The sequence below is a fragment of the Pseudooceanicola profundus genome (assembly GCF_054919315.1).
In genome coordinates, this window is the sequence record NZ_CM142898.1 from 3,823,560 (window position 1) to 3,850,188 (window position 26,629).

The 26,629-nt window shown below is 67.5% G+C and carries 23 protein-coding genes and 1 tRNA gene; 19 read left to right on the top strand and 5 right to left on the bottom strand.

Annotated elements, in window-relative coordinates; genetic code table 11:
• The first annotated feature begins 142 nt into the window (after positions 1 to 142).
• The 14 genes from ACX9MO_RS17480 to ACX9MO_RS17545 all read left to right on the top strand — a co-directional run bounded on the left by ACX9MO_RS17480 (position 143) and on the right by ACX9MO_RS17545 (position 14,356).
• Positions 143 to 898: a GntR family transcriptional regulator gene (locus ACX9MO_RS17480; RefSeq protein ID WP_462212767.1), complete on the top strand. Its 756-nt coding sequence runs from the start codon at positions 143 to 145 to the stop codon at positions 896 to 898.
• Between the two features lie 127 nt (positions 899 to 1,025).
• Positions 1,026 to 2,435, top strand: a complete 1,410-nt coding sequence (gene ligM / locus ACX9MO_RS17485; RefSeq protein ID WP_462212768.1) for a vanillate/3-O-methylgallate O-demethylase — start codon at positions 1,026 to 1,028, stop codon at positions 2,433 to 2,435.
• 379 nt (positions 2,436 to 2,814) lie between these two features.
• Positions 2,815 to 3,801, top strand: coding sequence for a TRAP transporter substrate-binding protein (locus ACX9MO_RS17490; RefSeq protein WP_222489864.1), 987 nt, complete (start codon positions 2,815 to 2,817; stop codon positions 3,799 to 3,801).
• A gap of 10 nt (positions 3,802 to 3,811) precedes the next feature.
• A complete protein-coding gene (locus ACX9MO_RS17495) occupies positions 3,812 to 4,324 on the top strand; it encodes a TRAP transporter small permease (RefSeq protein ID WP_222489866.1) in 513 nt (170 codons plus the stop codon).
• Positions 4,321 to 5,625 carry a TRAP transporter large permease gene (locus ACX9MO_RS17500; RefSeq protein WP_462212769.1) on the top strand — a complete coding sequence of 435 codons (1,305 nt, stop codon included), beginning with the start codon at positions 4,321 to 4,323 and terminating at the stop codon, positions 5,623 to 5,625. Before ACX9MO_RS17495 ends, ACX9MO_RS17500 begins: the two co-directional genes overlap by 4 nt.
• 13 nt (positions 5,626 to 5,638) lie before the next feature.
• Positions 5,639 to 6,601, top strand: a complete 963-nt coding sequence (locus ACX9MO_RS17505; RefSeq protein ID WP_222489869.1) for a VOC family protein — start codon at positions 5,639 to 5,641, stop codon at positions 6,599 to 6,601.
• A gap of 42 nt (positions 6,602 to 6,643) precedes the next feature.
• Entirely contained in the window at positions 6,644 to 7,372 is a 729-nt protein-coding gene (locus ACX9MO_RS17510) for a PIG-L deacetylase family protein (protein WP_222489871.1), read from the top strand.
• A complete protein-coding gene (locus ACX9MO_RS17515; RefSeq protein WP_462212770.1) occupies positions 7,372 to 8,046 on the top strand; it encodes a 4-carboxy-4-hydroxy-2-oxoadipate aldolase/oxaloacetate decarboxylase in 675 nt (224 codons plus the stop codon). Before ACX9MO_RS17510 ends, ACX9MO_RS17515 begins: the two co-directional genes overlap by 1 nt.
• 115 nt (positions 8,047 to 8,161) lie before the next feature.
• A complete protein-coding gene (locus tag ACX9MO_RS17520) occupies positions 8,162 to 9,226 on the top strand; it encodes a 4-oxalomesaconate tautomerase (protein WP_462212771.1) in 1,065 nt (354 codons plus the stop codon).
• A gap of 196 nt (positions 9,227 to 9,422) precedes the next feature.
• Positions 9,423 to 10,271 (top strand): formyltetrahydrofolate deformylase, encoded by an 849-nt coding sequence (purU, locus tag ACX9MO_RS17525; RefSeq protein WP_462212772.1) that lies wholly within the window; start codon positions 9,423 to 9,425, stop codon positions 10,269 to 10,271.
• A 127-nt stretch (positions 10,272 to 10,398) separates the two neighbouring features.
• Positions 10,399 to 11,316 (top strand): methylenetetrahydrofolate reductase, encoded by a 918-nt coding sequence (locus ACX9MO_RS17530; RefSeq protein WP_462212773.1) that lies wholly within the window; start codon positions 10,399 to 10,401, stop codon positions 11,314 to 11,316.
• 81 nt (positions 11,317 to 11,397) lie between these two features.
• Positions 11,398 to 12,576, top strand: a complete 1,179-nt coding sequence (locus tag ACX9MO_RS17535; RefSeq protein WP_462212774.1) for a LysR family transcriptional regulator — start codon at positions 11,398 to 11,400, stop codon at positions 12,574 to 12,576.
• Positions 12,573 to 13,736 (top strand): aminodeoxychorismate synthase component I, encoded by a 1,164-nt coding sequence (locus ACX9MO_RS17540; protein WP_462212775.1) that lies wholly within the window; start codon positions 12,573 to 12,575, stop codon positions 13,734 to 13,736. The genes ACX9MO_RS17535 and ACX9MO_RS17540 overlap by 4 nt, the downstream gene beginning before the upstream one ends.
• Positions 13,697 to 14,356: an aminotransferase class IV gene (locus ACX9MO_RS17545; RefSeq protein ID WP_462212776.1), complete on the top strand. Its 660-nt coding sequence runs from the start codon at positions 13,697 to 13,699 to the stop codon at positions 14,354 to 14,356. Before ACX9MO_RS17540 ends, ACX9MO_RS17545 begins: the two co-directional genes overlap by 40 nt.
• A 398-nt stretch (positions 14,357 to 14,754) precedes the next feature.
• Here the strand turns inward: ACX9MO_RS17545 and ACX9MO_RS17550 are convergent, their stop codons facing one another.
• On the bottom strand, positions 14,755 to 14,952 hold the full coding sequence (locus ACX9MO_RS17550; protein WP_462212777.1) for a heavy-metal-associated domain-containing protein: 198 nt from the start codon (positions 14,950 to 14,952) through the stop codon (positions 14,755 to 14,757).
• Positions 14,953 to 15,105: 153 nt separating this feature from the next.
• Here ACX9MO_RS17550 and ACX9MO_RS17555 point away from each other — a divergent pair, with 153 nt between their 5' ends.
• The gene (locus ACX9MO_RS17555) at positions 15,106 to 17,589 is read left to right on the top strand and encodes a heavy metal translocating P-type ATPase (protein ID WP_462212778.1); all 2,484 of its coding nucleotides are present in this window, start codon (positions 15,106 to 15,108) and stop codon (positions 17,587 to 17,589) included.
• A gap of 475 nt (positions 17,590 to 18,064) precedes the next feature.
• Here the strand turns inward: ACX9MO_RS17555 and ggt are convergent, their stop codons facing one another.
• The 4 genes from ggt to ACX9MO_RS17575 all read right to left on the bottom strand — a co-directional run bounded on the left by ggt (position 18,065) and on the right by ACX9MO_RS17575 (position 22,472).
• Complete coding sequence (gene ggt, locus ACX9MO_RS17560) at positions 18,065 to 19,672, bottom strand: gamma-glutamyltransferase (RefSeq protein WP_462212779.1); 1,608 nt, start codon at positions 19,670 to 19,672, stop codon at positions 18,065 to 18,067.
• The gene (locus ACX9MO_RS17565; protein WP_462212780.1) at positions 19,669 to 21,069 is read right to left on the bottom strand and encodes a M20 family metallopeptidase; all 1,401 of its coding nucleotides are present in this window, start codon (positions 21,067 to 21,069) and stop codon (positions 19,669 to 19,671) included. The genes ggt and ACX9MO_RS17565 overlap by 4 nt, the downstream gene beginning before the upstream one ends.
• Before the next feature lie 362 nt (positions 21,070 to 21,431).
• A tRNA-Gly gene (locus tag ACX9MO_RS17570) sits at positions 21,432 to 21,505 on the bottom strand.
• Positions 21,506 to 21,695: 190 nt separating this feature from the next.
• Positions 21,696 to 22,472 carry an IclR family transcriptional regulator gene (locus tag ACX9MO_RS17575; protein WP_462212781.1) on the bottom strand — a complete coding sequence of 259 codons (777 nt, stop codon included), beginning with the start codon at positions 22,470 to 22,472 and terminating at the stop codon, positions 21,696 to 21,698.
• Between the two features lie 145 nt (positions 22,473 to 22,617).
• On the opposite strand from ACX9MO_RS17575, the gene ACX9MO_RS17580 reads away from it, so the two are divergent.
• From ACX9MO_RS17580 to ACX9MO_RS17595, 4 genes are all read left to right on the top strand, one after another.
• Positions 22,618 to 23,613, top strand: a complete 996-nt coding sequence (locus ACX9MO_RS17580) for a TRAP transporter substrate-binding protein (RefSeq protein WP_462212782.1) — start codon at positions 22,618 to 22,620, stop codon at positions 23,611 to 23,613.
• 79 nt (positions 23,614 to 23,692) lie between these two features.
• Positions 23,693 to 24,229 carry a TRAP transporter small permease gene (locus ACX9MO_RS17585; RefSeq protein WP_462212783.1) on the top strand — a complete coding sequence of 179 codons (537 nt, stop codon included), beginning with the start codon at positions 23,693 to 23,695 and terminating at the stop codon, positions 24,227 to 24,229.
• Entirely contained in the window at positions 24,226 to 25,503 is a 1,278-nt protein-coding gene (locus tag ACX9MO_RS17590; protein ID WP_222489896.1) for a TRAP transporter large permease, read from the top strand. Before ACX9MO_RS17585 ends, ACX9MO_RS17590 begins: the two co-directional genes overlap by 4 nt.
• Positions 25,503 to 26,555, top strand: a complete 1,053-nt coding sequence (locus ACX9MO_RS17595) for a beta/alpha barrel domain-containing protein (RefSeq protein ID WP_462212784.1) — start codon at positions 25,503 to 25,505, stop codon at positions 26,553 to 26,555. Before ACX9MO_RS17590 ends, ACX9MO_RS17595 begins: the two co-directional genes overlap by 1 nt.
• Positions 26,556 to 26,629: the final 74 nt, after the last annotated feature.

Genomic DNA, 26,629 nt, shown 5'->3' on the forward strand with positions numbered 1-26,629 from the left:
ATTCAAGGGAATCACAAGATTAAGCTGGTCCTAATGCATACATTTTGGCAGGTTGGCTGCCATGTCGTGCGTTCCGTACGGCAAAGATTGGCGGACGGCACTTCCGTGTATACACTGGCCGAAGCCCGGACCGGAGAGACGAATGGCCAGCCAGACGACCGCAAAGACCCATACCATGCGTGCCCTCGTGGAATTGCGCAAGCGGATCATAGACGGGGATATTCCCGGCGGGACGCGGCTGTTCGAGGTGGCGCTTGCGGAAGCCCTGCAGATCTCGCGCACCCCCGTGCGCGAAGCGATGTCGCGCCTCGCCGAGGAGGGGCTGCTGGAACGCGCCCGCTCCGGCGGGTTCCTCGTGCGCAGCTTCGCCTATGCGGATGTGATCGACACGATCGAACTGCGCGGCGTGCTGGAGGGGACCGCGGCACGGCTCGCGGCCGAGCGCGGCGTATCGGATGCCAAGCTGAAGGAGATCGGCGCCATCGTGCAGAAGCTCGATCTCTGCATTGGGGAAACGCCGGACGATGTTGATTTCACGGGCTATTCTGAGCTGAACAGCGAGTTTCACGAGGTCCTTGCGGCGCTGCCCGGCAGTGCCACGCTGGAACGCGAGCTGGACCGCGCCAAGCGGCTGCCCTTTGCCTCGCCCTCGGCCTTCCTGCCGGACAAGACGCAATTGTCGAAGTTCCGCCGTTCGCTCCATGTGGCGCAGGAACAGCATCGCGAGATCGTGACCGCCATCCACCGGCGCGAGGGCGCGCGGGCCGAGGCGCTGGCGCGGGAACATGCACAGGCCGCCCGGCGGAACCTCGAATACATCTTTTCCAAGGATCGCAGCCTCGTCTCCTCGGTGCCCGGCCTTGCGCTCGTGGCGTCTGATGGGCCCGAGGACGTCTGACCGCAGGCCGGGTCTCTCCCCGATCAATCGCAAAAATCCGCGCGGGAGGAAAATTCTTCCCTTGCTTTCTGCGCGCCGAGTCGCAATGTCATGTATACATTGTGACTGCTAAAGGGAGGAACCTGAGATGGCAGGCCAAAGCCTTAGCTCTGTTTTGCAGGGCGTTTCGAATCCCGTGGAGCTTCTCCGCAATTCGCGTGGTGGTATCTATGTATACCCTGTCGTGGCGCCTGAATTCTCCAACTGGCGCAGCGAGCAGATGGCATGGCGCCATTCCGCGGTGCTTTTCGACCAGACCCACCACATGGATGAGCTGATCGTCGAAGGCCCGGACGCCGAGGCTTTCCTTGCCTACGTGGGGATCAACGCCTTCGGCAACTTCGACCTGAACCGCGCCAAGCACTTCGTGCCCGTGACCCCCGCGGGCCACGTGATCGGCGACATGATCATCTTCCGCGAGCGGGAGGACAAATTCGTCCTCGTCGGGCGACAGCCCACCGCCAACTGGACCAAGTTCCAGGCCGCGATCGGCAAGTGGAAGGTGCGCCTGATCCACGATCCGCGCTCCGACAGCCGCCCCGAGGGCGAGCGCGTGCTGCGCACCCACTACCGCTTCCAGATCCAGGGGCCCGACGCCAACAAGATCTTCGACGAGATCAATGGCGGGCCGGTGCCGGACATCAAGTTCTTCCATGTCGACTGGATCAATGTCGGATCCAAGAAAGTGCAGGCGCTGCGTCACGGCATGGCCGGCGCGCCGGGGCTGGAGATCTGGGGCCCGTATTCCGACAAGGCCTATGTGCTCTCGACGATCCTCGAGGCGGCCGAGAAGGTCGGCGTCGACCTGCGCCGCGTGGGCAGCCGGGCCTATTCCACGAATACGGTCGAGTCGGGCTGGATTCCCTCGCCGCTGCCGGGGATCTACTCGGGCGACGGCATGATGCAGGAATACCGCGACTGGCTGGGCGCAGACGCCTACGAGGCCGTGGGTTCGATCGGTGGGTCCTTTGTCTCCGACAACGTCGAAGACTACTACACGAACCCCTTCGAACTGGGCTACGGCTTCTACATCGGGTGGAAGAAGGACGACTTCATCGGCAAGGACGCCCTGACCAAGCTCAAGGACGCGCCCACGAACCGCAAGAAGGTCACCTTCGAGTGGAACCCAGAGGACGTGATGAAGGTCATCCAGTCGAACTTCGAGGAGGGCACGCCCTACAAGTGGATCGACTTCCCGCAGCCAAACTATGCCTCGTCCTCCGCGGACATGATCATGGACGGCGACAAGATGGTCGGCATGTCGATGTTCAACGGCTACTCCTACAACGAGCGCCGTCTGCTCTCGCTCGGCGTGGTGAGCCAGGACGTCAACGTGGGCGACGTGCTGACCCTCAAGTGGGGCGAGCCGGACGAGACCCAGAAGACCTCGACCGAGAAGCACAGGCAGGCCGACATCCGGGTCCGTATCGCGCCCACGCCCTATGCGGCCGAAGCGCGCGAGAACTACGCCGACAGCTGGCGCACGAAGGGCAGCTGAGCCTTCGCGCGACGGCCCCTGGTGCGCGCTCGAGGAGGGGCGCGCATCGGCTGGCCGATCAATCTGCCCGTGGCGGAAACTGTTGCTTGCGGGAATGATTGACCATGTTACCTTCCGAGGGCGGCCACGTGCCGCACCGGCCGTCCTCGAACAGGCAGATGCAGAAAATCAATTTTGCGTTTGTCGTGAAAGTTCAAGTTTTCCTGTGGGTAAGGCTCCATCGCTCCTCGTGAGGGGAAGGGGCGTGTTGCGGAAAGTTTATACCGCTCCCAGGAATTGAATTTGAGGCGCACAGGGCTTTGACCCATGTTTCGGCCTGCATGGAGGCCGGTTCGGGGATGTGTGCCGGTTCTGTCCATGAAACTCGGGAGGAAGACACATGATTCACAAATCCATCAGCAGGCTTGCGATCTCTGCCGCGCTGGTCGTCGGCGGGGCCACTGCCGCCATGGCGGAGGAGCTGTCCTTCGCGCATTTCGTGCCGCCGCAGCACACGCTGACCGGCTCGGTCATCGAGCCGCTGCAGGAGGGCCTGAAGGAGGAGTTGGGCGACGACCTGACGGTGCGCGTCTATCCGGGCGGTGAGCTCGGCAAGGGTCCGCTGGAGCAATACGTCCGCGTGGTGCAGGGCGTGGCCGACATCGTCTGGGGCCTGCCGGGGTACACCTCGTCGCAGTTCTCCAAGACCATGGTCGCCGAGATGCCGGGCGTGATCCCCGTTGGCGAGCCGGGCTATCCCGCGATCTGGAAGTCGATGGACCTGATCAAGGACGAATTCCCCGCAACCAAGCCGCTGGCGCTTTGGACCTCCGAGCCGAACATCTTCATCATGAAGGACAAGGAAATCCGCACCCCGGATGACCTGAAGGGCCTGAAGATGCGGGTCGCAGGGTCGACCTCGGCCGCCGTGATCGAGGCGCTTGGCGCGACGCCGGTGCAGATGCCCGCGGGCGAGATCTACAACTCGCTCCAGACCGGCCTGATTGACGGTGTGGTGACCGGGGCCTCCGCCGTGGCGGACTTCAAGCTCTCGGAAGTGGCGAACAAATACACCGTCGGCGCGCCGCTCGGGCGTCTGACCTTCTATGTCGTCATGAACCAGGGCCGCTATGACGGGCTGACCGACGACCAGAAGGCCGCGATCGACAAGTTCGCCGGCGAATACCTCTCCAAGAGCGCCGAGACCGCGTGGAACAAGCGCGCGACCGAAACCATCGCCGAGCTGGATGCCGATCCCAACAAGACCGTCATCACCCTGACCGACGACGAGGCCGCCGCCTTTGGCGAGCTGACGATCCCGGTGACCGAGAAGGTCGTGGGCGAGCTGGGGGCAGAGGACGTCCTCACCTCCATGCGTGGCGAGTAAGGCCACAGGCATGCTTGCCATTCTACGCAAGACCGCGGACGGGCTCATCAGCCTGTCCGCCTTCGCCGGCACCCTCGGCCTGCTCTTCGTGACGGGCGTGGTGCTGGTGGATGTCATCGGCCGGGCCTTCGGCGCGCCCCTGCGGGGCGGGCAGGACTTCTACCAGATGGGCATGGTCATCATCGTCTTCGGGGGTATGGCGCTTTGCGACAAGCTGGGCGGCCACGTCTCGGTCGATATCTTCGAACGCCACTTCCCGGACCGCTTCAATCACGTCGTGGACATCCTCGCGGCCCTGCTGGGCGCGGCGATCTTCGCGGGGATCGCCTACACGGTCTATGACAGTTCCAAGCTGAGCCAGATGCTGAAACTCGCCACCAATATCGTGAAGCTGCCCAAGTGGTACTTCCAGTGGGTGCTCTGCGTCATGGCGCTGATCACCGCCTTCGGCATGGTCCTGCGCGCGGTCGAACTGGCGCTGTCGGGCCCCTATGCCCGCGCCGACAAGGAGATCCGGGAATGAGCGGCGAACTGGTCGGCCTCATCGGCATCCTCGCGCTCTTCGGGCTGCTGATCATCCGCGTGCCCGTCGCGATCTCGATGTTTGCCGTGGGCTTCGCGGGCATCTGGGCGCTGCGCGACCTCAAATCGGCCATGAGCCTCATGGCCTCGGAAAGTTTCACGCTCGCTTCCTCGGCCGAGCTGGTGGTGGTGCCGCTCTTCATCCTGATGGGCAACGTCGCCTCGGTCACGGGGATGAGCGCGCGGCTCTATGACGCCGCCTATGCGATCATCGGACGGTTCCGCGGCGGGCTCGCCTCGGCCACGGTGCTGGGCTGTGCGGGCTTTGCCGCGCTCTCGGGCTCCTCGGTGGCCTCGGCGCTGACCATGGGCAAGGTCTCCATGGCCGAGATGGACCGCTTCAACTACGACAACCGCCTCTCCACCGGGGTGGTGGCCGCGGGCGGCACGCTGGGCATCCTGATCCCGCCCTCCACCGGCTTCGTGATCTACGCGATCCTCACCCAACAGAGCATCGGGCGGCTGTTCCTCGCGGGCGTCCTGCCGGGGCTGCTGCTGCTGGCGATGTTCATTGCCACCATCGCGGTGCTGTGCTGGCTGCGTCCGGGCTTCGGCCCCGCCGGGCCCCGCACCACGATGAGCGAGAAGACCAGGAAACTCGTCGGCGCGCTGCCCGTGCTGGCGGTGGTGATCCTGACCATCGGCGGGATCTACACCGGCATCTTCTCGCCCGTGGAGGCCTCCGCCGTGGGGGCCGGGCTGATCATCGTGATCGGGGCGCTGATGGGCAAGCTGACCCTGTCGAGTTTCTGGGCCGCGGCCAAGGACTCGGTCGTCACCACGGCGACGGTGATGCTGATCCTGATCTCGGCCCACATGCTGAACCCCTTCCTCGCGCTGACCCATATCCCGTCGCTGGTGGGCGATTTCCTGGCCGGGCTGGACGTGGGGCCGATGGCGATCCTCGGGCTGATCCTGCTGACCTACCTGGTCCTCGGCTGTTTCCTCGAAGGTTTCGCCATGCTGGTGCTGACCATGCCGATCTACTTCCCGGTGATCACCCAGCTGGGCCTCGACCCGATCTGGTTCGGCGTGCTGGTGGTGCTGACGCTGGAGATGGGGCTGATCTCACCGCCTGTGGGGGTCAACGTCTTCATCGTGAAATCGGTGGCCAAGGACGTGCCGCTGGGGCGGATCTTCGCGGGCGTGACGCCGTTCTGGTTCGCGATGCTGCTGACGCTGGTGGTGCTGGTGATCTTCCCACAGATCTCGCTGCTCTTGCCAAACACGATGATGAATTGAGGAGGCACGCATCATGACCGACCCCTGTTACGATGTCGCCCATCTCGGCCATGTCGAGATCTACACCGACAAGTTCGAGGAGAGCCTCGACTTCTTCACACGGGTCTACGGGCTCAAGCTCAGCGGGCAGGACGAGACATCGGCCTACCTGCGGGCCTGGGAGGACTACGAGCTCCACACCCTGAAGCTCACCCGGCACGAGACCACGGGCGTGGGGCACATCGGCTACCGCGTCTCCTCGCCGGAGGCGCTGGAGCGCCGGGTCGCCGCGATCGAGGCCAGCGACTACACCTCGCTGGGCTGGGTCGAGGGCGACATGGGCCACGGGCGGGCCTATCGGTTCGAGGATCCCTTTGGCCACGTGTTCGAGCTTTACTGGGACACCCACCGCTATGTGCCTGACGAGGCGGACAAACCCGCGCTCAAGAACATGGCCAGCCGCTACACCGGGCAGGGTGCCGCACCCCGGCGCCTCGACCATGTGAACCTGCTGTCCTCGGATGTGACAGCCTTCCGCGACTTCATGCAGACCTGTCTCGGCTCCCGCGTGACCGAGCAGATCCTGCTGGATAACGGGCGGTTGGGGGGCTGCTGGTTCACGGTCAACAACAAGACCTACGACCTGGCCTGCACCGAGGAGCACGGCGGCGGCGACGCCCGCCTGCATCACGTCACGTATGCCACCGATCAGCGCGAGGACATCCTGCGCGCGGCGGATATCTTCCTCGAGAACGGGGTGCACATCGAGACCGGGCCGCACAAGCACGCGATCCAGGGCACCTTCTTCCTCTACGTCTGGGAGCCGGCGGGCAACCGGGTGGAACTGGCCAATGCCGGCGCCCGCCTGATCCTCGCCCCCGACTGGGAAACCGTCACCTGGACCGAGGCCGAGCGCAAGCGCGGCCAGGCCTGGGGCCTGAAGACGATCGAGACATTCCATACCCACGGCACGCCCCCCGTCAGGGCGGCCGAGTAATCGCGGGCGGGCCCGCGTGCCTGCCGAGAGAAGGAGAGACCTATGTCCAAGACGGCACTGGTGATCAGCGCCCATTCGGCGGATTTCGTCTGGCGCTGTGGCGGCGCGATCGCGCTGCACGAGGAGAAGGGCTATGACGTCACCGTCGTCTGCCTGTCCTACGGCGAGCGGGGCGAGAGCGCCAAGCTCTGGAAGCAGGAGGGCATGACCCTCGATGGCGTGAAGACCGCCCGCCGCAAGGAGGCCGAGAATGCCGCCGCCGCCCTGGGTGTCAGCGACATCCAGTTCCTCGACCTCGGCGATTATCCCCTGATGCTGGAGCGCGAGGACAAGTACAGGCTCGTCGACATCATCCGCAAGGTGCAGCCCAGCTTCATGCTGAGCCATTCGCACTACGACCCCTACAACACCGACCACATGTATGCGACCTCGGTCGCGCTGGAGACGCGGATGATCGCGCAGGCCTGGGGCCACAACCCCGGCGAGAAGGTGCTGGGGGCGCCGCAGCTCTACCTCTTCGAGCCGCATCAGACCGAGCAGATGGGCTGGAAACCCGACACCTTCCTCGACATCACCCCGGTCTGGGAGAAGAAGCGCGCGGCCATCGAATGCATGGAGGGGCAGCAGCACCTCTGGCACTATTACACCAACGTGGCCGAGAACCGCGGCAACCACTTCCGCCGCAACTCCGGCGGCCAGTCCGGCGGGCGCGATGCGAAATACGCGGAAGGCTTCCAGTCGGTCTTCCCGCGCACGGTGGATGAACTCTGATGGGCGGCGTGGTTGTACAGAATATCGAGCGCGCCGATCCGGAAGTGGTGCGCAAACTGGGCGAAGCGGGCGTGGCCACGGTGCACGAGGCGCAGGGCCGCAAGGGCCTGATGGCGCCCTACATGACCCCGATCTACGCGGGCGCCATGGTCGGCGCCTCGGCCGTCACGATCTCGGCCCCGCCGGGCGACAACTGGATGGTCCACGTCGCGATCGAGCAATTGCAGGCGGGCGATATCCTGCTGCTGGCGCCGACCTCGCCCTGCGATGACGGCTACTTCGGTGACCTGCTGGCGACCTCGGCCATGGCGCGGGGCTGCAAGGGGCTGATCATCGACGCGGGCGTGCGCGACGTGCGCGACCTGACGGCCATGGGCTTCCCGGTCTGGTCGAAGTCGGTCCATGCGCAGGGCACGATCAAGGAGACCGTCGGCTCGGTCAACGTGCCGGTGGTCTGTGCGGGCGCCTACGTCCGGCCCGGCGACATCATCGTGGCCGATGACGACGGCGTCTGCGTCGTGGCCCGCGAGGAGGCCGAGGCGGTGCTGGAGAAGACCGAGGCCCGCCTTGCCGCCGAGGACGGCAAGCGCCAGCGGCTGGCTGCGGGCGAACTGGGCCTCGACATCTACGACATGCGCGGACGGCTGGAGGCCAAAGGCCTCAAGTACATCTGACGCACCCCGGCGCGCGTCTGCCGCGCCGGACCACCTGACATCACGCCCCCCGCCGGAAGCGGGGCCCCGGACGCCTGCGCGCCCGGACCGGAGAGGCTTTGCCGAGGAGGACACAATGGACGGGATAGACGTTGTCTGGATGCGGGGCGGCACCTCCAAGGGGGGCTATTTCCTTGCCTCTGACCTGCCGGAGGACGTGGCCGCGCGGGATGCGCTGCTGCTCGGCGTCATGGGCTCGCCGGATCCGCGCCAGATCGACGGGATGGGCGGCGCGGACCCGCTGACCTCCAAGGTGGCGGTGGTGCGCCGGTCCGACCGTACGGAGGCGGATGTGGATTACCTCTTCCTGCAGGTCTTCGTGGACCGCGCCATCGTCACCGATGCGCAGAACTGCGGCAATATCCTCGCAGGGATCGGCCCCTTCGCCATCGAGCGCGGGCTGGTTCCGGCACAGGACGGCGAGACACCCGTACGGATCTGGATGGAGAACACCGGCCAGCTGGCGGTGGCGCGGGTGAAGACCCCCGGCGGCCGCGTGACCTATGCCGGCGCGGCGCGGATCGACGGCGTGCCGGGAACCGCGGCGCCGGTCCCGATTGCCTTCCGCGATACGGCGGGGTCCTCCTGCGGGGCGCTTCTGCCGACGGGCAGGGCGGTGGACGTGATCGACGGCGTGGCCTGCACGCTGATCGACAACGGGATGCCCTGTGTCGTCATGCGCGCCGATGCCTTCGGCCTGACCGGGACGGAAAGCCCTGAGGCGCTGGAGGCCAACGGGGCCTTGCGGGCGCGGCTGGAGGCGATCCGCCTCAAGGCCGGACCGATGATGGCCCTCGGCGATGTGAGCGAGAAATCGGTGCCCAAGATGACGCTGGTCAGCGCGCCGGGGCAGGGCGGCGCAATCGCCACCCGGACCTTCATCCCGCACCGCTGCCACAAGGCCATCGGTGTCCTCGGCGCCGTCTCGGTCGCCACCGCCTGCCTGCTGCCCGAGGGGGCCGGGGCGGAGCTGGCGGTGATCCCGGAGGGAGATGAAAAATCCCTCTCGGTCGAACATCCCACCGGCGAGATGACGGTGATCGCCACCGTGCAGGATGGCGAGGTGACCGAGGCCGCGATCCTGCGCACCGCGCGCAAGCTGATGGAGGGGCGGGTGTTTCCCGCACCTATAGGGGGATGAGGCCGAAAGTCGCCTCCTGACGACGCCGGGTACTTCCGCCCGGTGCACACACCCAGACACCGCGAGCCCGCCGGAGGGGCCCGCAGACAGCCTTGGCCGACCCCAGACCCACGCCCGGGCGCCGCTGTGCGCGTCCGCAGGCCCATGACCTTCCCGGCGCTGACGCGCCCGCATACCGATCCGGAGGAGACCCGAGATGACGTCCTATGTCCTGACCCTGCAATGTGCCAACCGCCCCGGCATCGTGGCCGCGGTCGCCAATGTCCTTGCCGCCGCCAGCGGCAACATCACCGAGGCGCGCCAGTTCGACGACAGCACCAGCGGCACCTTCTTCATGCGCGTCGCGGTGGACTACCCGGGGTCCGAGGCCGATCTGCGGCAGCAGATGGAGGGGCTCGCCACGGAGTACGGCATGACCTGGGAACTCTGGCACAGGGGCGCGCGGCCGAAGGTGCTGCTCATGGTGTCGAAGTTCGACCATTGCCTCGGCGATCTGCTCTACCGCAACCGCATCGGAGAGCTGAACATGGAGGTGGTGGGCATCGCCTCGAACCACCCGAAGGAGGCGCTCAACCTCTCGCTTCTGGGGGATATTCCCTACCATCATCTCCCGATCACGAAGGAGACGAAGCCGCAACAGGAGCAGCAGATCAAGGACCTCGTGACCTCCACCGGGGCCGAGCTGGTCGTGCTGGCGCGCTACATGCAGATCCTCTCAGACGATCTCTCGGCCTTCCTGTCCGGGCGCTGCATCAACATCCACCACTCCTTCCTGCCCGGGTTCAAGGGGGCCAAGCCCTATCACCAGGCCTTTGAACGGGGCGTGAAGATGATCGGGGCCACCTCGCACTACGTGACCGAGGACCTCGACGAGGGACCGATCATCGCGCAGGACGTTGAGGCGGTGAGCCATGCAGACACGCCCGACGACCTCGTGCGCAAGGGGCGCGACATCGAACGCCGGGTCCTGGCCCGCGCGGTGACGCTGCACCTTGAGCGGCGGGTGCTGAGGAACGGCGCCAAGACCGTCGTCTTCGAGAAGTGAGGGGGGCGAGGTCCGTCGTGAATACATTCTCAGGGGGGAAAGTAGCGGATTTCTGCCTCGACACTTGTTTGAAAGGCGCATCATGTATACATTGAGCTCAAGTCATCTGTGGAGGAGGATGCGCGAGATGATCAGTTTCATTGGCAAACGCGACAAGGGCGGCACCCCCACCGGGGCCGGCCTGCAGGAGATCGTGCAGGGCTTCTCGATCGAGGTCATGCCGCGCACGGCGGCCAAGGTGGAGGACTTCCGCACCCTGCTGCCTGCGGGCACCCGTGTGTACATCGCCCATATCGAGGGCACGCCGATCGAGGAGATGGTCGCGACGGCAAAACGGCTGGCCGCGGACGGTTTCCCGGTCATGCCGCATTTCCCCGCGCGGATCATCAAGGACAGGGCGACGCTCGAAGACTGGATCAAACGCTACCAGGGCGAGGCCGGCGTCGACCAGGCGCTGCTGCTCGCCGGTGGCGTGGCGCAGCCTCATGGCGACTTCCATTCCTCCATGCAGCTGATGGAAAGCGGGCTCTTCGACGCCCATGGGTTCAAGCGCCTCCATGTCGCCGGTCACCCGGAGGGCAACCGGGACATCGACCCCGATGGTTCGACCAAGCTGGTGGATGACGCGATCCGCTGGAAACAGGCCTTCTCGGAGCGCACGGATGCGGAGATGGCCATTGCCACGCAATTCGCCTTCGAGGCGGAGCCGGTGCTGACGTGGATCGCGGGCCTGCGTGAGGCAGGGGTCGACCTGCCGGTGCACGTGGGCATCGCCGGTCCGGCCAAGCTGCAGACCTTGATCAAGTTCGCCATCGCCTGCGGAGTCGGCCCCTCGCTGAAGGTGCTTCAGAAACGCGCGCTCGACGTGACCAAGCTGATGCTGCCCTACGAGCCGACGGACGTGGTGGCCGATTTCGCCGAGGCGCAGGCCATCGGCAGCCGTCCGGGCGTGGCTCAGCTGCACTTCTTCCCCCTCGGCGGGATCAAGACCTGCGCGGAATGGGCCCAGAAACACGGCGCCCAGCCGATGAAAGCCGCGGGCTGACCACAGCACGTCGCGAAAGGCAGTTGCCCCGGGGCGCGGGGGTTTGATACCCCGCGCTGAACCAAGGGTAATCCTGCACGCATGACCGCGCCGCCGCTTCCGAACCTCCGGCACCTCGCCGGGATCGTCGCCATCGCCGAGGGCGGGACCATGTCCGCGGCGGCGGAGCGGCTGAACCTGTCGCAACCCGCGCTCGCGCAGGGGCTGGCGAAGGCCGAAACCTCGCTGGGGGCTGCGCTTTTTCTGCGAAATGCCAAGGGGATGCAGCCGACCGAGGCGGGGCAGATCTTTGCCGCGCGTCTGGTGCGCGGCTTTGACTTCCTGCGTATGGCAGGGCCCCTGGCGCAGCGCGATCACCTCGACCGGCTACTGACGTTGAACCAGATGCAATCGCTCATCGCCGCGGTCGATCACGGGGGTATGCGCGCGGCGGCGGTGCGCATGGGGCGGGCGGCCTCCTCCATCAGCCGGGCCTGTCGCGAGCTGGAGGCCCAGACCGGCGCGCTCTTCGATCACCACCGTCCGACCCGGCAGGCCGAGGAACTGGCCCGCGTCTTCAAGCTGGCGTTGAACGAGTTCCGGCAGGGGCAGGAGGACGTTCTGGGCCTTCAGGGCGTGGCCGGGGGCCGGCTGGCGATCGGCTGCCTGCCGCTGGTGCAGGCGATGATCCTGCCGGAGGCGCTGAACCGCTTCGCGCCGGAATTTCCCGCCGTCGCCCCGCAGGTGGTGGACGGCGATTACGACAGCCTCGTGCGCGGCCTCTGGCGCGGCGATCTGGACATGCTCGTGGGGGCCCTGCGACCCGAGGGTCTGCCGGATCAGCTGGTGCAGATGCGGCTCTTCTCGGACGAACTGCTCGTCGTGGCGCGGCCCGGGCATCCGCTGTCAGGCCGTGACACGGTGCGGCTTGCCGATCTCTCGGCCTATCCCTGGATCGCGCCCCGGGTCGGGGCTCCGGCGCGGGGCTATTTCGAGGCGATGCAGGCGGTGCTGAATCCGGCACCCGAGCTGCCTCTGCCGATCGAGACCGGGGCCCATTCGGTGATGCGCGGGCTGCTCATGGGCTCTGACCGGCTGACCGTCACCTCGCGGCTTCAGGTGCAGCGCGACATCGCCCAGGGTCTCATGGTGCCGATTGCCTACGCGCTGTCCGGCAGTGGCCGCGACATCGGCGTGACCCATGTGGAGGGCTGGCTGCCCTCCGTGCCGCAGGCGCGGTTTCTCGAGATCCTGCGGCAGGTTGTGGGAGAGCTGACATGACGGCGGATGTGTTGGGTTGTGGGCCCGCGGTGCTCTTCGATCGGGGGCCATCGGGCGGGGTCGACCTGTTCCGTGCCCCGCGCGCGGTGTTGAGGGCCTGGACCCTGGACGAAGTGCTGCCCGTGCTGCGCCGGGCAGAGGCGCTGCGTGGCGAAGGGCTCTGGATCGCAGGGCTGGCGGCCTACGAGGCGGGCTTTGCCCTCGACCCCGCACTGCGCGCCGTGGGGACGGCGCTGCCGGAGGGGCCGCTACTGGAATTCGGCGTCTTCGAGGGGGTCGAGGATGGCGAGCCGCTACAGGATCGCGCCTGTGCCTTGGCCGAAACGCCCGCGCTCTCCGCGCCCCGGCCGCTCTGGTCGCGGGAGGCCTATCTGGCGGCCTTCGACGCGGTGAAGGCGGGCATCCGCAAGGGCGAATGGTATCAGGCCAACCTCACCATGCCGCTGGAGATGGAGAGCCGCCTGCCGCTGCTGGCGCTCTGGGGCGCGCTGGTTCAGGCCCAGCCGGTGCAGCACGGGGCCATCGTCGCGCTTGGCGACCGCCCGGTGCTGTCACGCTCGCCCGAGAGTTTCTTCCGGATCCATGCGGACGGGCAGATCGTGCTGACCCCGATGAAGGGCACCATGCCGCGCGATCCCGACCCGGTGGCCGACGAGGCCGCCCGGCGCTTCCTCATGGAGGATGAGAAGAACCGCGCCGAGAACGTCATGATCGTCGACCTGATCCGCAATGACGTCAGCCGGATTTCCCGGACCGGGACGGTGCATGTGCCCGATCTCTGCGTGGTCGAAAGCTTCGCCACCGTGCACCAGATGGTCTCGCGTGTGACGGCGGATCTGCTGCCCGGCGTGGGCCTGCCCGAGATTTTCGAGGCGCTCTTCCCCTGCGGCTCGATCACCGGCGCGCCCAAGATCGCGGCGATGAAGGCGTTGCGGGCGCTGGAACATGGGCCGCGCGGGCCCTACTGCGGGGCGATCGGCTGGATGGCGCCGGACGGGCAGGCAGCCTTCAACGTCGCGATCCGGACGCTGGTGGCGCAGCCGGGGGGCGGGCTGCGGCTGGATGTGGGCGGCGGGATCGTGCAGGATTCCCGCGGCGATGATGAATACGAGGAGGCGCTGTGGAAGGCACGTTTCGCGACCTTGCTGAGCCGGGACTGAAGGTGATCGAAACCCTCCGCTGGGAGGGGGAGCTGGTCCGGGTGGAGCGTCACATGGCCCGCGCCGCGCGCACCTGCGCGGGTCTGGGCTATCCCTTCGATGCCACGGCAGCCCGGGCGGCGCTGGAAGCCGCGGCCTGTGCCCCCGTGGCGCGGATGCGCCTGACGGTGGATGCGGCGGGCGGGCTGGACGTGGCCTGCGTGCCCATGGATGGTGCCGCGCCAGAAGTCATGCGCGTGGCACTGCACCCGGTGCGGCTGGAGGCCTCCGATCCCTATCTGCCGATCAAGACGACCCATCGCGCGCTTTATGATCAGGCCTTGAAGGCCCGGCCCGAGGGGGTGGACGAATGGCTCTTCGCGAATGCGCAGGGCGTGCTCTGCGAAGGGTCTTTCATGAATGTTTTCGCGCGTTTGCGTGGGGAAGGTGATGTCTTGACCTCGCCGGTTTCGGCGGGTCTCCTGCCGGGTGTCCTGCGCGAGGAGATGCTGGAGACCGGGCGCTGCCGCGAGGCGGAGATCCGTCTCGATGATCTTGCGGAGGCCGAGGTCTGGGTCGGGAACTCCCTGCGCGGGTTGATCCGGGCTGAACTGGTCGAGGCCACGCCGCTGGCGGTTTGAGGCTGGGCTACGACACCCGCAACGCTTCGACACGCATGGAACCGCGAGCCTCCGAGGCGCGCGTGGAGACAGGAAATGCTGCGCCGGGCGTGGATGCAGGTAAGGCCGCGATGTGCTTGGAGCCGGGCGCGCGGCTTCAAACCTTGTTCACGAGCGCTGTACGCCCAAACAATGTCCCGCCCGGCCTCGGGCCGGGCTGCGCCTGCCTGTCCCCCGGCAGGCGTATTCGCGCCTCCCCAGGCGGGCGCAGCCCTTCGTGGGGGATCGCTGCCGGTGCTGGCCACTGGGGGGAGACGTGAAGAGAGTGGATGCAGGCGGGCGAAAGCGCGCCGCCTGCGGTCATAGAAGATCATAAGACGCCGCCGATCGCCGTGCGGCTCCGGCAGCGCCTCGACCGATCAGGCCGCGCTCACCGCGTAGCCTTCGCTTTCGATCGCGCCCTTCAGGGCGGCAACGTCCTGTGCGCTTTCCACGCTCACGATCTTGCTCTCCAGATCGCAGCTCACCTGCGCCGCCGGATCCAGTTCGGTGATCGCCTTGGTGATTGCCTTGCTGCAATGTCCGCAGCTCATGTCAGGCACCTGAAACTTGGTCATCTCTGCCTCCTGTTTGCGAGGATGTGAGGAGGAGATGCGACCTTCCAGCGGGGCAAGGTCAAGAGGGACCAAGGAATTTTCCGCAATCCTCTTGACCTTCCAGTGGCTGGAAGCCCCATCTGCTGCACAGAACGCCGTTGAAGGAGACCCCGGATGAGCACCCAGCACCTGAATATCGCCGTCGAGGGCATGTCCTGCGCCTCCTGTGTGGGGCGTGTCCAGCGCGCGCTGGAGGGTGTCGAGGGCGCCTCCAACGTCTCGGTCAACCTCGCCAGCGAAAGCGCGGCCCTCGATATCGAGGGCGACGCGTCGCGTGTTTTCGACACGCTGGAAGCGGCGGGCTACCCGGCGCGGGCCCATGAGGTCACGCTGAACGTCTCCGAGATGACCTGCGCCTCCTGCGTGGGCCGCGTTGACCTGGCGCTGAAGAAACAGCCCGGCGTGCTGGACGTGAACGTGAACCTCGCCTCGGAGACGGCGACGGTGCGGTACATGGAGGGCGCGGTGACGCCCTCCGACCTGATGCGCGCCTCCGAGGAGGCGGGCTATCCGGCGGAGATCGCGCAGGCCGACGCCGCCCAGACCCAGGGCGAGCGCAAGGCCGAGGAGGCCCGGCATCTGGCCCGGCGCACTCTGCTGGCGGGCGCATTGGCCCTGCCGGTCTTCGTGCTGGAGATGGGCGGCCATGTGATTCCCGGGTTCCATCACTGGATCGGGCAGACCATCGGGCACCAGACCTCGTGGCTGATCCAGTTCGTGCTGACGACGCTGGTGCTGATCGGGCCCGGTCGGATGTTCTATGCCAAGGGGATCCCGGCGCTGCTGAAGGGCGCACCGGACATGAATTCGCTCGTCGCCGTGGGGACGCTGGCGGCATGGTCCTTCTCCGTCGTGGCGACCTTCCTGCCGGGTCTGCTGCCCGAGACGGCGCGCGCGGTCTACTTTGAGGCCGCCGCGGTGATCGTCGTGCTGATCCTGCTGGGCCGCTTCATGGAGGCCCGCGCCAAGGGCCGCACCGGCGCCGCGATCCAGAAACTGCTGGGGCTTCAGGTGCGCACCGCGCGGGTCGAGCGGGACGGCGCGGCGCAGGACGTGTCCATCGAGCAGATCCGCGCGGGCGACGTGCTGATCGTGCGGCCCGGTGAGCGGATCGCGGTGGATGGCGAGGTGATCTCGGGCGAGAGCCACGTGGACGAGAGCATGATCACCGGCGAGCCGCTGCCCGTGACCAAGGTCGAGGGCGATGCGGTCACCGGCGGCACGGTGAACGGCGCAGGCGGCTTCCGCTTCCGCGCGACGCGGGTGGGCGGCGACACGACGCTGGCGCAGATCATCCGCATGGTGGAACAGGCGCAGGGCGCCAAGCTGCCGATCCAGGGCCTCGTGGACCGGATCACGCTCTACTTCGTGCCGGCGGTCATGGGCACGGCCCTGCTGACGCTACTGGTCTGGCTGGTCTTCGGCCCCGCGCCGGTGCTGAGCCATGCGCTTGTCGCCGCCGTGTCGGTGCTGATCATCGCCTGTCCCTGTGCCATGGGGCTGGCGACGCCGACCTCGATCATGGTGGGCACCGGACGGGCGGCGGACCTAGGCGTGCTCTTCCGCAAGGGTGATGCGCTTCAGGCGCTTGCCGATGTGGAGGTCGTGGCGCTGGACAAGACCGGCACGGTGACAGAAGGCCGCCCTGAACTCACCGAGGTGGAACTGGCAGACGGCTTTGACCGGAACGAGGTTCTGGCGCTGGTGGCGGCGGTCGAGGCCGGATCGGAGCACCCGGTGGCACAGGCGATCCTGCGCGGCGCCTCGGCGCTGAAGGTGCCGGAGGCCGAGGGCTTCACCTCGATCACCGGCTACGGCGTGCGGGCGCGTGTCGCGGGCCGCGACGTGCTGGTGGGCGCGGACCGGTTGATGACCCGCGAAGGCGTGGACCTGGGCCCGTTGGCCGAGGTCGAAGCCGGGCTCGCGGGCCGGGGGCGCACGGCGCTCTTTGCTGCCGTGGACGGGCAGGTGGCCGCGGTGATCGCTGTTTCGGACCCGGTGAAACGCGCCTCGGCGGAGGCCATCGCGGCGCTGCGCGCGCGCGGGCTGGAGGTGGCGATGATCACCGGCGACAAGCAGGCCACGGCGGAGGCCATCGCCGCCGAGACCGGCATCGACCGCGTCATCGCGGGCGTGCTGCCCGACGGCAAGGTGGCTGCTCTGGAGAGCCTGTCAGAAGGCGGTCGCAAAGTGGCCTTCGTGGGCGACGGCATCAATGACGCACCGGCGCTCGCCCATGCGGATGTGGGCATCGCCATCGGCACCGGCACGGACGTGGCGATCGAGAGCGCGGACGTGGTGCTGATGTCGGGCGATCTGCGCGGCGTGGTGAACGCGGTCGAGGTCTCGTCGCGGACCATGGCGAACATCCGGCAGAACCTGTTCTGGGCGTTTGGCTACAATACTGTGCTGATCCCGGTGGCGGCGGGCGTGTTCTTCCCGGCCTTCGGCTGGCTGCTGTCGCCGATGCTGGCGGCAGGGGTGATGGCGCTGTCCTCGGTCTTCGTGCTGTCCAATGCGCTGCGCCTGCGGCGGGTGAAACCGGCGCTGCGGGAAGAGCAGGGCGCGAAGATCGGTGGGGCGGTCCCGGCGGAGTGAAGGACGCGCGTGCCTTGAGGCTGATTGCTCCTTCCACGTTGCCCGGCAGTCGCATCACGGCTTGCAAGGACGCTCCGGCCGCTAGGCCGGGCAGCGCCTGCCTGCCCCCCGGCAGGCGCTTGAACACGGCACCTTTCTGGCGCGCGGGTGCTCGTCCTCAACGTCCCAAGATCGGCAGGCGAGTGGCCCGGCGCCTCCCCAGGCAGGCGCTGCCCTCTGTGGGAGATGGCTAGGGGCTCGTCGGGCTTGGCGCGATGGTTCCTGCACGCGGTCTGGTAATACGAAAACGCGGCGGGACGCGGCAGGTTCACCAGCAACGGCACGGGGCGGTGTTGGGTTGCGCGTATCGGGACCGTCGTGAGGACGGGCGGGACGCAGTGGGACCGACAGGAAGGCGGCGGCTTGGCTCATCGCCAGAACGCAAAACGCCGCCCCTTGGGGCGGCGTCGTTTCTTCGCTGAGCCTTCGTCAGCGCTCAATACGCAAGCGCATAGCCATCCCGCCGCGGATCGGCGCCGGCCATCCGCAACCCGTTCTCCAGCACCCGGATACAGCCCACCGAACAGGGTCCCTCCAGCGGCGGGCAGGTCGTTATCGGGTGGCCGAGCTTGGCCAGGGCCTCGACCACGGCGGGGCCGAAGTCCTCTTCCAGCTTCAGCGAGGAGCCTGCCACATGCGGGTACTTGCTGGTCTGGCGCGGCTGCGAGGAGGACCAGCGCGGCGCTTCCACCGCGCTCTGCGGGTCGAGGCCGAAGTCCGCGAGCGCCACCATGATCTGCATGTTCACCTGGACCTGATCGTCGGCCCCGGGGGTCCCCAGCACGGCCCAGGGCTTGCCATCCCTGAACATCATCGGCGCGTTCATCGTGTGGCGCACGCGACGGCCGGGCACGAGGCGGTTGGCGTGGCCTTCCTCCAGATGCCAGCCGGTCATCCGGTTGTTCAGCAGGATACCCGTATCCCCCGCCACGATGCCCGAGCCATAGGGCGCATAGAGCGACTGGATGCAGGAGACGACATTGCCCGCATCGTCCACCACGGCGAAATAGGTCGTGTTGCCCGAGCCCTGCGGCAGCGGGATCGGCACCTCTTGTGCGGCGTCGCGCCGGATGCGCTTGGCGATTTCGGCGGTATAGGTCTCCGACAGGATCTCGGGGTCGAAATCGACGAAGTCGGGATCGCCGGAATAGATCTCGCGGTCGAGGAAGGCCTGTTTCTTGGCCTCAACCATCAGGTGGATCAGTTCGGGCGAGCGCGGGCCGTAGTCCGAGAGGTCGAAATGCTCGAGGATCTTCATCTGCTGGAGCAGCGCGAAGCCCATCGAGTTGGTCGGCGTCTGGCGGATTTCATAGCCGCGGTAGGTCGCGGTGATCGGCGCCTGTGCCTGCGGCTGGAAGGCGGCCATGTCGGCCTCGGTCACCAGCACGCCGGCCTCTGCCATGGCCGCGACGAAGCGCTTGGCAAGCGCACCGCGATAGAAGGTCTCGGCCCCGTCTGTGGCGATTTCCTCAAGCGTGGCAGCCAGTTGCGGCTGTTTCAGCAGGTGGCCAAGCGCGGGCAGGGCGCCGCCGTCCAGATAGCAGGCGGAGGCATAGGCATTGCCCGTCAGGCTGCCCATGAACTGGTCGGTGAAGCGGCGGTAGGTATGGCTGATGGGCAAGCCGTCGCGGGCAAGCGCAATGGCGGGCTGCACCACCGTGGCCCAGTCGAGCCGCCCGTGCGCCGCCTGAAGCGCCGCCACGCCGCCAAGCGCGCCGGGGGTCGAGACGGCGAGCGGGCCGAGGTCGGGAATGCCGTTGGCATAGGCGCCCTCGGGGATCTCCAGCGGGGCCGCGCCGGTGCCGTTGAAGATCGTGCTCTCGCCCGTCGCCGCGTCGTAGAAGTGGTAGAAGCCGTCCCCGCCGAGGCCCGACATGAAGGGCTCGGCCACGCCGAGCGTGAGCGAGATCGCGGCAGCCGCATCGGCGGCCGAGCCGCCCGCGCGCAGGATGTCGAACCCGGCCTGCGTGGCGGCGGGGTGGTTCGAGACGACGGCAGCGGTCTGCCCCATGGCGAGGGGGCGGTGGGTGCGGGGCAGGCTCATGCGGAGGCCTCCGGTGTATTGCTGGTAAAGGTGCCGAGATCCCAGAACAGCCCGGTCATCAGCGCCACGCCGCTTTCGGCGATCGAGGCGGGCAGGTGTTCGTCGGGCCCGTGCTGGCGGCAGCCGGGATAGGAATGCGGCACCCAGATCGTCGGCAGGCCAAGGCCCTCGGTAAAGGCGTCGTTGGGGATCGTGCCGCCGATGTTGGGCAGGATCGCCGGGGCCTCTCCCAGCGTTTCAGTGATCGAGCCCTTGGCCCAGACCACCCAGGGGTCGGCGGGATCGAGGCGGGTGGCATTGGTCAGCTTCCGCTGGGTCGCGGTGATCTTGACCTTCTGCCAGCCGTGGGCGTCGAGGTGGCGGCGCAGCCCGTCCAGGGCCTTCTCGGGATCGACACCGGCCACGAAGCGCAGCTGGCAGCGCGCGCGGGCCGAGCCGGGGATCGCGTTCACCGGGGCCTCGGGCTGGCCGGCGATCATGGCGAGGATCGAGAAGGAGGACCAGCCATAGACCCGTTCGACCGGCGTCAGCGAGGGCTCACCCCAGTCCGGGTCGATCTCGGGGTCGCCGGGGGCGGTGTCGAGGGGGCAGTCAGCAAGCGCGTCGCGCACGGAATTCGGCAGGGAGGCAGGCACCCATTCGGGCACCCGGATCGCGCCGCGTTCGCTGGTCAGCGTGGCGAGCGCCTGCACCAGTTCGATGGCCGGATCGTTCAGCAGACCACCCCAGTTGCCGGAGTGATAGCCCTGCGGACGGCTCTCCACCGAGAGGTCGAAGGCCAGCACCTGGCGCGAGCCGAGGTAGATCGTGGGCCGGTCCTTGGACAGGCGCGGCCCGTCGGAGGCGATCAGCACGTCGGCCTTCAGGTCCTCGGCATAGTCGGTGCAGATCTCGCGCAGGCCGGGAGAACCCACTTCCTCGCCCATCTCGACGAGGTACTTGCAGTTGAAGCCCAGCGATCCGCGCGCGGCCAGCACCTGTTCCAGCGCCGAGATGTTCGTCAGCATCTGGCCCTTGTTGTCGGCCGCGCCGCGCCCGTACCACGCGCCGTCCCGCTTCGTCAGGGTCCAGGGATCGAGGCCCTCGGCCCATTGCGCGGCCTGTCCGTGGGTCACGTCGCCATGGCCATAGCAGAGCATGGTGGGCTTCGCCGGATCCTCGATCCGCTCGGCCAGCAGGAAGGGCGTCGCGGCGGCCTCATCCTCCAGCAGGCGGCAGGTGAAGCCCATCTCCTCGAAGGTGGGGATCATCACGTCGGAGAGGAACTGCGCCAGCAGCGGGGCCTTCTCGGGGACCTGGCTTTCGGTGGTCCAGCCGACCCAGTCGGCGAGGCGGTTGAAGAAGGGCCCTTCGGTCACGAGGTCCCGGGCGGCGGCGATGGCCGTAGCGCGCGTCATACACATCTCCTTTGCCGGCGGTGAGGGCCGCCGTCTCTTGGGGCATCGCGGTCAGAAGGGGCATTCTGCCGGGGGCGCCGGATGCCGGTCGTTGGCCCTGCGCCGATCGGGAGACCTATACGGTGCACTTGAGCCGCGGCGGACCTTACGCCGATCCGGGGGGATTGGAAGAGCCGGGAGCGGATTGCGCGGGCATTTTCCGGGCAGGTGCCGGATGTGCGGGCAGGCGGTCGACCGGTAGAGCCGGACGCTCGTCGAGGGCAGGGTGAGGCGATGCGCGAAGAGGGGTGGGTAACGCCTTCACATCAAACGGAAACTCGCGGTTTCGCGTGTGGCCGTGCCGATCAGATGTCAGGGAGCTCTGGAGCGGGTAGCGGGAATCGAACCCGCGCGTTCAGCTTGGGAAGCTGACAGGCTACCATTACATCATACCCGCCGCGTGGCCGATCAGATAGCGCGGGACGGGGACGAGCGCAAGGGGAAGCTGCTGCGCTGCCGCAGGGATTTTCCCGACGTCGTGGGGCGGCGTTTTTGCAGAGCCAGCGGTCGGGCTTCGGGCGCCGCGACGCGCCAGCGGGCGACTGCGCGTCGACCTTGGATGGCGCGGCACAGAGACACCCGGTCCCTCACGCGCCCGGCATCGGCCCCCGGTAGCCGCGGGTCTGGGAAATCGCCTGACCCAGCGTGGTGATCGCCCTGATGTGGTCCTCCGACGGCGGCGTGGTGAGATACTGGATCGAGCCCACCATCGCCACGGTCGCAATCAGCCGGCCCGCGTGATCGAAGACCGGGGCGGCGATGACGTTGACCCCCAGCAGGGTCTCCTCCGGGGCGAGGCCATAACCCCGGGCGCGGGTCTGCTCGATCCGGGCGCGCAGAGCCGCCGCATCGGTGATCGTGTGCGGCGTCAGCGCCTTCATCTCGCCCGCGCAGATGTCCTCGAGCAGGGTGGGCTCGCTCCAGGCCAGCATGACCTGCCCCTGCGCCGAGGAATGCAGCGAGAGCTGGCTGCCCTGCCGCACGCCGATCTCGATCGCGTGGGTGCCGTGAAGCGCCGCGATGACGTTGAGCATCCGCTTGTTCACGGTGCTCATGGTCACGGCGAGGCCGGTCTCGCTGCGGGTGTTGCGCATCAGGCTGTCGGCGGAGGCGGCCAGGTCGGCGATATGCGTCGCCCGCTGTCCCACGAGCCACGCCTTGGGCCCCAGCCCGTAGCGCCCGCTGATCGGATCGCGCGCGACCCAACCGCTTTCCTCCAGCGTGAAGAGGTGCTTGTGCGCCGCGCTCTTCACGATCCCCATCGCCTCGGCGATCTGGGTCTGGCTCATCGGATCCTCGGAAAAGGCGATCGTCTCGAGGATATGGAGAGCCATGTCCGATGTCTTCACCCGTGCCTTCTGCATGTCGCCCCTTTCCGGTGACCGTTTTTGCCGGTCGTTATCCTGTTCATTTCTCTGTCCTGATCCCGTTCTTGACAAGATCAGAACAATCTGCAAGCCTCAATGCGAGAACGATGGTTCTTATATTGAGAACTTGGAGGAGGTTCAAATGAAATTTCACACTGGTTTCGCCGGGGTGCTGGCAGGCACCCTGATCACGCTGGCCCCGGCGGCCATGGCGCAGGACCTGACGCTGACGCTGGGCCATGCGGTCTTCGAATCCCACCCCCTGCATGATGCGGCGGTGCGCTTTGCCAGGGAAGTGGATGAACGCTCGGACGGGTCGATCAAGATCGACATCTTCCCGGCGCGCCAGATGGGCGACGTGAAGGAACTGATGGAGGGGGTCCAGCTGGGCACGGTGGACATGACCGTGAACTCCTCCTCGGCGCTTGCCACGCTGACGCCGGCGGTGGATGCCTTCCAGCTGCCCTACGTCATGCGCGGCTACGAGGAGTTCGCCAAGATGGCCGTCTCGCCCGAGGCAGAGGCGATCATGGGGTCGCTTGGCGATCACGGGATGATCGGGCTTGGTCTCTACGAGGGCGGGCAGCGGCACTTCCTGTCGACCGGCGAGGCCGTCACCTCGATGGAAGGCTTCAAGGGGCTCAAGACCCGCGTGGCCCCCACCAAGCTCTTCCTTGCGGTCTGGAACGCCGTCGGCGTCAACCCGACGCCCATGGCCTACGGCGAGATCTTTTCGGGGCTCGAGACCGGCGCCATCGATGCGGTGGAGATCAACCTGACCTCGATCGAGTCCGAAGGGCTCTACGAGGCGGCGCATAACGTGACGCTGACCGGGCATTACTTCTGGCCGGGGATCATGCTGATCAACAAGGACCTCTTCGAGGGGCTGACCGAGGACCAGCAGACCATCCTGCGCGAAAGCGCCCGCGCCTCGGTGGAGCCGCAGGTGATGGCCGTGGCCGACTACGACGAGGAGCTGAAGGACACGCTGGCCGCGAAGGGGGTGACGATCACCGAGGCGTCGGACGACTTCAAGGCCCAGCTGGAGGAGGCCTGGGCACCGGTGGTGAAAAGCTATGCCGACAGCGATCCGCTGATCGCCGCCTTCGTGGAGAAGGCGCAGTCGCTGCAGGACTGAGGCAGGCTGCGCAGGCGGGCCGGTGCTGACCCGGCCCGCCTGTCGCCGGATGCCCACAGGAAAGACGAAGGGAGGAGACATGCAGGCGCGTGACTTGCCGCCGCCGCTGACGCGTTTCGTGCGCGGATACGTGGCGATACTGGAAACCCTATTGATCTCGGGCGTGGCCGCGGTGGTGGTGATCGCCACGCTGCAGGTCTTCTTCCGCTACGTGGTGGGCGCCTCGCTCTCCTGGTCGGAGGAGGCGCTGCGCTACATCATGATCTGGATCACCTCGCTCGGCCTCGGACTGGCCTATTCGCGCGGGGAGATGATCGGGATGGAGCTGCTGGTGCACCTGCTGCCGCCCCGGGCTGCCCTCGTCGTGACGCAGGCCGGGCGCGTGCTGGTGCTGGCGATGATGCTGACCATCGCCTGGTACGGCTGGAAGTTTGCCTGGAAGACCCGCGGCGGCACCGCCACGGCGATCCCGGTCTCCATGTTCCTCATTCACATCTCGGTGGCGATGGGCAGCCTGCTGGTGGCGCTGCACGTGGCGGCGACGCTGGTGCTGACCTTCTGCCGGGGCGCAGAGCCCCGCAGCACCGAGTTCCATATCCCGGAGATCGCGGAATGATCTGGCTCGGCTCCATCTTCTTCCTCACCCTCGCCATGGGCGTGCCGATTGCCTTCGTCCTCGGCCTCTCGGCGATGGGGTACTTCATCTTCACCGACAACCTGCGCTTTCTCGTGGCCATCCCGCAGCGGATGTTCGCGGGACAGGACAGCTTCGTCCTGCTGGCGATCCCGCTCTTCATCCTTGCCGGCAACCTGATGGACGTGGGCGGTCTGACCCAGCGGCTGGTAGGCTTTGCCAATTCGCTCGTCGGCCGGTTCCGGGGCGGGCTGTCCCTGACGGCGGTCTGGGGCTCCTTCCTCTTCGGCGGCGTCAGCGGCTCGGCCGCGGCGGATGCGGCGGCGCTCGGCACCGTGCTGACGCCGGACCTCAAGCGGCAGGGCTACCACGAGGATTACGCCGCCGCCCTGATCGGCGTCTCCTCGATCATGGCGCCGCTGGTGCCGCCCTCCATCGCGATGATCCTCTATGGCGCGCTCTCGGGCACGTCGATCTCCAAGCTCTTCGTGGCGGGGATCGTGCCCGGTGCTCTGCTGGCGGTGATCCTCTCGGCCTACGCGGTCTGGATCGCGGGGCGGCGCGGCTATCCCAAGCTGCCGCCCATGGGCCTGGCCGAGATTGTCCGCGCGGGCGTGAACTGCGCGCCGGTGCTGCTGCTGCCGGTGATCATCATCGGCGGCATCCGTGGCGGCGTGGTGACGCCCACCGAGGCGGCGGCGGTGGCCGTGGTCTATGCGCTGATCGTGGCGGGCCTCTGGTACCGGGCGCTCTCGCTGCCGCGACTGCGGCGGGTGTTCCTCTCCACCGCGATGATGAGCGCGACGATCTACCTGCTGATCGGCTTTGCCCATGTGCTCTCGCTCATCTTCGCCATGGAGCGGCTGCCCCAGACCGTGGTCACGGCGCTGAACTCGGTCTCCGAGAACAAGTGGGTCATCCTGCTGATGGTGAACCTGATCCTGCTGGTGCTGGGGATGTTCCTCGACACCGTGGGCATCCTGATCCTGACCGTGCCCGCGCTGATGGCGATCGGCCAGCAGCTGGGGATGGACCCGGTGCACCTGGGCGTGATCGTGGTCTTCAACTGCCTGATCGGCTTTGCCACGCCGCCCGTGGGGCTCTGCCTCTATGTTATGTCCGGGGTGACCAAGCGCCCGATCGAGAAGATCTCGCTCCACGCGCTGCCCATGGTCGGGCTGGCGCTGGTGGTGCTGGCGGTGATCACGCTCTTCCCGCAGGTGGTGCTCTTCCTGCCGAACCTGCTGGTGCACTGATGGCGGACCTGTCGGTGCAACTGGGCCGCCTGCGGCTCAAGACCCCCGTCATCGCCGCCCCGGCCGAACACCTGATTGCGGACGGCGGCCTCGCCGCCGCGATCCGGGCCGGGGCCGGGGCGGTGGTGGTGAAATCCACGAACGAAAGCATGGCGGCCAAGGCGCAGCTGCGGGCGGCGGAATACGTGGCCCTGAATGACCGCTGGGAGGCGGTGGACTGGGGTCCCGGGGCCGATCCCGCCACGATGATCCTCTCGCGCTCGGGCCTGCATCCGCTGGGCTTCGAGGCCTGGCTCGACCAGTGCCGCGCGGCGGACCGACTGGCGCGCGAGGCGGACTGCCTGCTGGTGCCCAGCCTGATCAACGCCGACATCGCCCGCGCCGTCGAGATGGCGCAGGCGGTGGAACAGGCAGGCTTCCGGGCGCTGGAGTTCAACATCGGCACGCCTTATGCCCGCGAGGCCGCCGCCGGGGCCGTCTCGACCGAAACCGCCGCCGACCGGGTCGGCCTGCTGGCCCGCGCGGTCTGCGAGGCGGTCGACATCCCGGTCTGGATCAAGCTGACGGGCCAGTCCTCGGACGTGCCGGACCTTGCGGTTGCGGCCCATGAGGCGGGGGCGGAGAGCGTCATCGTCGCGGGTCGGCTGCTGGGGATGCTTCCGGACCTCGACACGCAGGCGCCGCTGATCGGCACCTCGGGCGGCTATGGCGGGTTCTGGAACCTGCCGCTGACCTGCCACTGGCTGACGCTCTGCCGGGCGGCCCTGGGACCGGAGAGGGCGCTGATCGGGATCAACGGGGTGACCGGGGGCCTCGACGTGGCGCGGGCGATGCTGGCCGGGGCCTCGGCCGTCGGCATGGCCTCGGCGGTGATGCTGCGCGGGTTCGGCGTGATCGAGGAGAGCCTCGCGGCGCTGGAGGCCTACCTCGACGGCAAGGGACAGGCAGCCTCCGAGATCATCGGACTGGCCGCCGACCGGCGGAAGACCTTTGCCGAGATGCCAGAGCTTCAGGACCACTGGAAGGGCTTCCTGCCACCGGAAAGCCGCTGAAGGCTGCCGTGCGCGCCCGTCTGCAGGGCGTTCACGGTTTCGTGTGGCACAAAAGTGAGAATGGTTCGCATTTT

Bases quoted from the DNA above. Each gene is read 5' to 3' on its own strand.
- ACX9MO_RS17480 (WP_462212767.1), top strand. From the start codon at position 143: ATGGCCAGCCAGACGACCGCAAAGACCCATACCATGCGTGCCCTCGTG.
- ligM (WP_462212768.1), top strand. From the start codon at position 1,026: ATGGCAGGCCAAAGCCTTAGCTCTGTTTTGCAGGGCGTTTCGAATCCC.
- ACX9MO_RS17490 (WP_222489864.1), top strand. From the start codon at position 2,815: ATGATTCACAAATCCATCAGCAGGCTTGCGATCTCTGCCGCGCTGGTC.
- ACX9MO_RS17495 (WP_222489866.1), top strand. From the start codon at position 3,812: ATGCTTGCCATTCTACGCAAGACCGCGGACGGGCTCATCAGCCTGTCC.
- ACX9MO_RS17500 (WP_462212769.1), top strand. From the start codon at position 4,321: ATGAGCGGCGAACTGGTCGGCCTCATCGGCATCCTCGCGCTCTTCGGG.
- ACX9MO_RS17505 (WP_222489869.1), top strand. From the start codon at position 5,639: ATGACCGACCCCTGTTACGATGTCGCCCATCTCGGCCATGTCGAGATC.
- ACX9MO_RS17510 (WP_222489871.1), top strand. From the start codon at position 6,644: ATGTCCAAGACGGCACTGGTGATCAGCGCCCATTCGGCGGATTTCGTC.
- ACX9MO_RS17515 (WP_462212770.1), top strand. From the start codon at position 7,372: ATGGGCGGCGTGGTTGTACAGAATATCGAGCGCGCCGATCCGGAAGTG.
- ACX9MO_RS17520 (WP_462212771.1), top strand. From the start codon at position 8,162: ATGGACGGGATAGACGTTGTCTGGATGCGGGGCGGCACCTCCAAGGGG.
- purU (WP_462212772.1), top strand. From the start codon at position 9,423: ATGACGTCCTATGTCCTGACCCTGCAATGTGCCAACCGCCCCGGCATC.
- ACX9MO_RS17530 (WP_462212773.1), top strand. From the start codon at position 10,399: ATGATCAGTTTCATTGGCAAACGCGACAAGGGCGGCACCCCCACCGGG.
- ACX9MO_RS17535 (WP_462212774.1), top strand. From the start codon at position 11,398: ATGACCGCGCCGCCGCTTCCGAACCTCCGGCACCTCGCCGGGATCGTC.
- ACX9MO_RS17540 (WP_462212775.1), top strand. From the start codon at position 12,573: ATGACGGCGGATGTGTTGGGTTGTGGGCCCGCGGTGCTCTTCGATCGG.
- ACX9MO_RS17550 (WP_462212777.1), bottom strand. From the start codon at position 14,952: ATGACCAAGTTTCAGGTGCCTGACATGAGCTGCGGACATTGCAGCAAG.
- ACX9MO_RS17555 (WP_462212778.1), top strand. From the start codon at position 15,106: ATGAGCACCCAGCACCTGAATATCGCCGTCGAGGGCATGTCCTGCGCC.
- ggt (WP_462212779.1), bottom strand. From the start codon at position 19,672: ATGAGCCTGCCCCGCACCCACCGCCCCCTCGCCATGGGGCAGACCGCT.
- ACX9MO_RS17565 (WP_462212780.1), bottom strand. From the start codon at position 21,069: ATGACGCGCGCTACGGCCATCGCCGCCGCCCGGGACCTCGTGACCGAA.
- ACX9MO_RS17575 (WP_462212781.1), bottom strand. From the start codon at position 22,472: ATGCAGAAGGCACGGGTGAAGACATCGGACATGGCTCTCCATATCCTC.
- ACX9MO_RS17580 (WP_462212782.1), top strand. From the start codon at position 22,618: ATGAAATTTCACACTGGTTTCGCCGGGGTGCTGGCAGGCACCCTGATC.
- ACX9MO_RS17585 (WP_462212783.1), top strand. From the start codon at position 23,693: ATGCAGGCGCGTGACTTGCCGCCGCCGCTGACGCGTTTCGTGCGCGGA.
- ACX9MO_RS17590 (WP_222489896.1), top strand. From the start codon at position 24,226: ATGATCTGGCTCGGCTCCATCTTCTTCCTCACCCTCGCCATGGGCGTG.
- ACX9MO_RS17595 (WP_462212784.1), top strand. From the start codon at position 25,503: ATGGCGGACCTGTCGGTGCAACTGGGCCGCCTGCGGCTCAAGACCCCC.